Below are 252 nucleotides of genomic sequence, written 5' to 3'. Positions count from 1 at the left end.
CAGCCACTAGTTTGACTTTCACTGAGGGTGTGGCGACAGCAAGCATGGCCTTGTACAAAGCCGAGTCAGCGACCATCAATGCCACAGACGGAACGATCAACTCGAATACAGGAGGAACTTTGAATGTGACGGTGAGTCCAACTACCTTCAGTAAACTGGCGGTAAGTTTAGCCAGTCCACAGACCAATGGTTCGGCATTCACCGGAACGAATACCCTTACCGCCCAAGATGCTTATGGTAATACAGTGACCA

Annotated in this window: 1 protein-coding gene; it reads left to right on the top strand. The window is 50.0% G+C overall.

What is annotated here, in order from left to right:
- Nucleotides 1-252, top strand: a 252-nt coding sequence (locus ESB04_RS12545) for a hypothetical protein (RefSeq protein ID WP_164969680.1), incomplete at both ends; no start/stop codon positions are given.

This window comes from Aquirufa rosea, from assembly GCF_004118285.1.
Classification (GTDB): domain Bacteria; phylum Bacteroidota; class Bacteroidia; order Cytophagales; family Spirosomataceae; genus Aquirufa; species Aquirufa rosea.
Note: the sequence above shows the minus strand (reverse complement) of the source record. Positions and strands in the feature narration are given on the sequence as shown.